The organism is Streptomyces soli (genome assembly GCF_003999195.1).
GTDB classification, from domain to species: domain Bacteria; phylum Actinomycetota; class Actinomycetes; order Streptomycetales; family Streptomycetaceae; genus Actinacidiphila; species Actinacidiphila soli.
In genome coordinates, this window is sequence record NZ_RJVR01000039.1 from 1 (window position 1) to 3,952 (window position 3,952).

Below are 3,952 nucleotides of genomic sequence, written 5' to 3' on the forward strand. Positions count from 1 at the left end.
GGACCGCCTGAGATCAGCTAGACGAACCGCCGGATGCGGGCCCGCATGTCCGGTGGTGTGGGGGGCGGGCCGGGAGAACCGGCCCGCCTACCCGATCTGTGAACGACTTGCCGCAACCGGGACCACCCGTCAGCACCGCGACCTTCTCTGTCAACGCCAGCTTCACCGACTCCTCCTGCTCCGGTGCCAGCTCCACACCCGTTCGCCTTGCCAACCAGCCCAGCACCGCCGCCCAGTCGACCTCCTCACCACCTCGGCCCCCGAAGGCGGGTATCCGGTCGGACCCGGCCTTGAGTAGGCGGAGTAGCTGGTTGGCCAGAGAGATCTCCGCGCGATGGAAGGGCACCAGGTAGACAGCTGTGATGGGCTCGCCCGCGGGGCCGGGCACGCTTTCGCGGACCACTCCGTCCTCGGTGACCAGTTCGGCCAGACAGTCGATGACCAGACCGACGTCGACCTGGAGGAGTTTCACACCGTCGGCGATCAGACGTTCCTCGGGGAGGTAGCAGTTGCCCTGGTCGCTGCTCTGCGAGAGCGCGTACTGCAGGCCTGCCTTGACGCGCTGGGGGCTGTCGTGCGGGATACCAACAGATTGTGCGATCTTGTCGGCGGTGAGGAAGCCGATACCCCAAACATCGGTCGCCAGTCGGTACGGCTCGTTCTTGACCACCCCGATCGAGGCCTCGCCGTACTTCTTGAAGATCCGCACCGCGAGGGACGTGGAGACACCGACGCCCTGAAGAAAGACCATCACCTCCTTGATGGACTTCTGCTCCTCCCACGCCGCCGCGATCATCGCGGTGCGCTTCGGCCCGAGGCCCGGCACCTCGATCAGCCGCTTCGGCGCCTGCTCGATCACATCGAGGCTGTCCACACCGAAGTGCTCCACGATCCGCTCGGCGAACCGCGGACCGATGCCCTTGATCAGCCCCGACCCCAGATAGCGGCGGATGCCCTGGACGGTGGCCGGCAGCACGGTCGTGTAGTTCTCCACCGTGAACTGCTTGCCGTACTGCGGGTGAGACCCCCAGCGCCCATACAGCCGCAGCGACTCCCCGGGCTGCGCGCCGAGCAGCGCCCCAACCACCGTCAGCAGGTCATTAGCACCGCGCCCGGTGTCGACCCGGGCCACCGTGTAGCCGGTCTCCTCGTTGGCGTAGGTGATCCGCTCCAGCACACCCTCCACCTCCGCGAGCTGACGCTGAGCCTGAGGCACACTCACACCCACACCCCTCCCATCTCCACAGCACTCCAGAACCTCCCGCTATGCCACGCACCGTATCGCCCCGCCGACAACCCTTGACCAGGCCTACGACCCGTCGCCGATCCCCGGCGGCATCGCTCGCACACAGGGGGCCGGCTGCGCAGCGTGGAGGCCGCAGGCTCCTGCGGCCGGACGGTGCGTGGGGAGGGGTTCCCCGGGTGTAATGCAACGTAAGGCGGTGTGTCACACATGTGGACGGCGGGTGCAATCCCAAAGGACTGCTGCCCCACGTCCTCGCGCCCGTCACCGACCAGACCCAGCTTGCCCAACAGGTCCGACAGCCCACCGTGCGGGACGTCAAGCGGCAGCGGCGCCGGGCGTCAGAAGTCGAGGCCACCACGGCTGAGTTCGAGGCATACCGCAGCGCGCCGCGCCGCGACCAGAAGCGCAAGCGAAACCTCATAAAGATCCTCGATCAGCATGGCCTGTGGCACCACGGCATCCGGACGACCCCCTGTAGGGGCCGTCGCGCCGGGTACCGCGAGCTCCTGGGTGCGGAGCAGCGGTTTCGCCAACGATGGCCGGCACCGTTCCCGGCTCGCTCGGCCCGCTCGGCTCTCGGCCCCGGGGCGAGGCCGCGTCGGATTCGGCGCGCTGAGGAGGGCGCATGCCGGGCCGCCTGACGGCTCCCCGGCCGGGGCGTCCGCGGGTGTGAACTACGCTCGGTTGCCGTGTCGATGAACCGGATGAACCGCGAGGAGTTCTTCGCGAAGCTGGCTGGGCTGGATGAGGAGCGCCTGAGGAAGGTGTTGTGGAACCTGTACTGGCGGGGTGCCGCGCCGGTGCGGGAGCGGATCGAGGCGGAGATCGCCCCGGCTCCGCCAGGTCCGCGTGCGCGGCCTCGGGACGAGGTCCCCGATCCGGTGCGGGTGCGCGAGGAGGTGCGCGAGTTCGTCGCGTTGGCGCGTGCCGGCTCGTACCTCGCGGGGGACCGCCAGGTCTCGCCCAAGGAGCGGACCCGCTGGCGGTTCACGTTCCGCCGCCTGGCCGACGAAGCGCAAGCGGCCCTGGCGGCACAGGACTCCCGCCCGGCCGAGGACGCGGTGGAGGCGCTGGTCGACCTGGCCTGCTACGTGAAAAGCTACGACTGCTTCCGCTCCGAGGATCCGATGGAGGCAGCGCGGTTCATCGTCTCCGACGCCGTCGCCGCACTCTGGGGCAGGATGCTGACCCGGTACGGGGCGGCTGTACCGGCCGAGCACGGGATGCCGCAACTGGTCCGCTGGGAGTCCCGTTACGGCTGGACGCGGACCGGGTTCGGCGCGGTGAGCGAGCGTGAGACCTCGCTCGCCTCGGTACTCGCGCGCCTGCTGCCCGACCCCGACGCCTGGGTGGCCTGCGCTGACGAGTACCTGCAGGCCCTCGACCGGCTTGCACAGACGCAGCCAGGCCGGGCGAAGCGCGTCTACGACTATGACTCCTCAGCCTACGAACGCAAGCGCCGCTCCGGGGATCTGGCCGAGTGGCACGGGATGCTGCTGGAGCGGCTTGCGGACTACGACGCGGCGGACCGCCTCACCCGGCTGGCTGCGCACTCCGCCCTCGCCGGTGCCGAGTCGCTGCTTTTCCAGGCCAGGCTGGCCTGGCGGGACGGCGAGGCGGACCGGGCCCGCGCTCTGGTGGGCGAGGCGCTGACCGAGCTCCCCGGGCATCAGGAGCTGCACACGTTCGCCGCCGAGATCGGGGCACCGCTGCCCGTCCGGGCACAGGAGGCGGCACGGCGGCTCTCCCGCTGACCGGCTGCTGCGTCCACGGCCGTGCTGCCCGACGGGAGACGTGGCTCGCCCCGGTCGGCGCACCTCCGGTCCGCTACCGTGGTGACGGACCGCAATCCTGAGTTCCACAGATGAGTGCGCGGCCGGAGGTCATGAGACCTGCTCCGACCTGCGGGAACGGCAAATCGCCTAGTGACACGGCGTGTCACTAGGCGTTGGCGTTATCCCAGGTCAGCGGCTTGCGGGTTGCCATAAGGCTTACCCCGTCGGCTTGTTGTCTGACGAGACTACCGCGTCGACTCGCCGAGGGCTGCGATTCCGCTGATCCACTTCCGGCGAAGATATGTGGCGATTCTTCCGTCTTTGCCGACCGACTTCCATCTTGCTTTCCTGTCGGATCGGCCGCAAAGCACAGCGCGCTGACCTGGGGCGATGGGAGCGCCTAGTGACACGGGCATTTCCGGCATCCTGCTTGTCCGTCCTGGTCAGGGCTAGAACCGTGTCACTAGGCGTTGGCCCATCTGTGGAACCCAGGGCAATGCCCATGCAGGATTGTGGGTGCCGATAATTCATCCGCGCAGATCAGCGGCTTACGAACGGCCTACGCAGGTGTACAACCAAGGGCTACGTTGAACGCGTTCAACGAACGGCGCCCGATAGCTGAACACGTTCAATATCATCATCCGGCGGCCACCCAGGACAGGAGCTCACGAACTGCAGACCTGCACGGATGAATTTTCGGCACTCGCAGGGTCGCGTCCGTGCCCACGCGCCCGCCCGCGCGAAGGAATCTGAGCTCGGACAGCCGTGCCAGCAGCCGGTCCAGCACCACCTGTTCCTGGCCGTGCCCGACCAGGCGTTGGCGGAAGCCCGAAAGGACGGAGAAGTGGAAGCCCTCGTTCTCCAACTCCATGCCCAGCAGGTATTTCCAGTCGATCCTGCCGCGGACCGCGTCCGCTGCCTGGCGGTCCGT

General features: G+C 68.3%; 1 protein-coding gene and 2 pseudogenes. 1 reads left to right on the top strand and 2 read right to left on the bottom strand.

Annotated elements, in window-relative coordinates:
- Nucleotides 1-91: 91 nt before the first annotated feature.
- Nucleotides 92-1,228, bottom strand: a pseudogene (locus EFK10_RS02090) (helix-hairpin-helix domain-containing protein); the annotation flags it as partial.
- Nucleotides 1,229-1,935: 707 nt separating this feature from the next.
- On the opposite strand from EFK10_RS02090, the gene EFK10_RS02095 reads away from it, so the two are divergent.
- Nucleotides 1,936-3,000 (top strand): hypothetical protein, encoded by a 1,065-nt coding sequence (locus tag EFK10_RS02095; protein WP_206305272.1) that lies wholly within the window; start codon nucleotides 1,936-1,938, stop codon nucleotides 2,998-3,000.
- A 730-nt stretch (nucleotides 3,001-3,730) separates the two neighbouring features.
- Here EFK10_RS02095 and EFK10_RS53035 read toward each other — a convergent pair.
- Nucleotides 3,731-3,952, bottom strand: a pseudogene (locus EFK10_RS53035) (transposase); the annotation flags it as partial.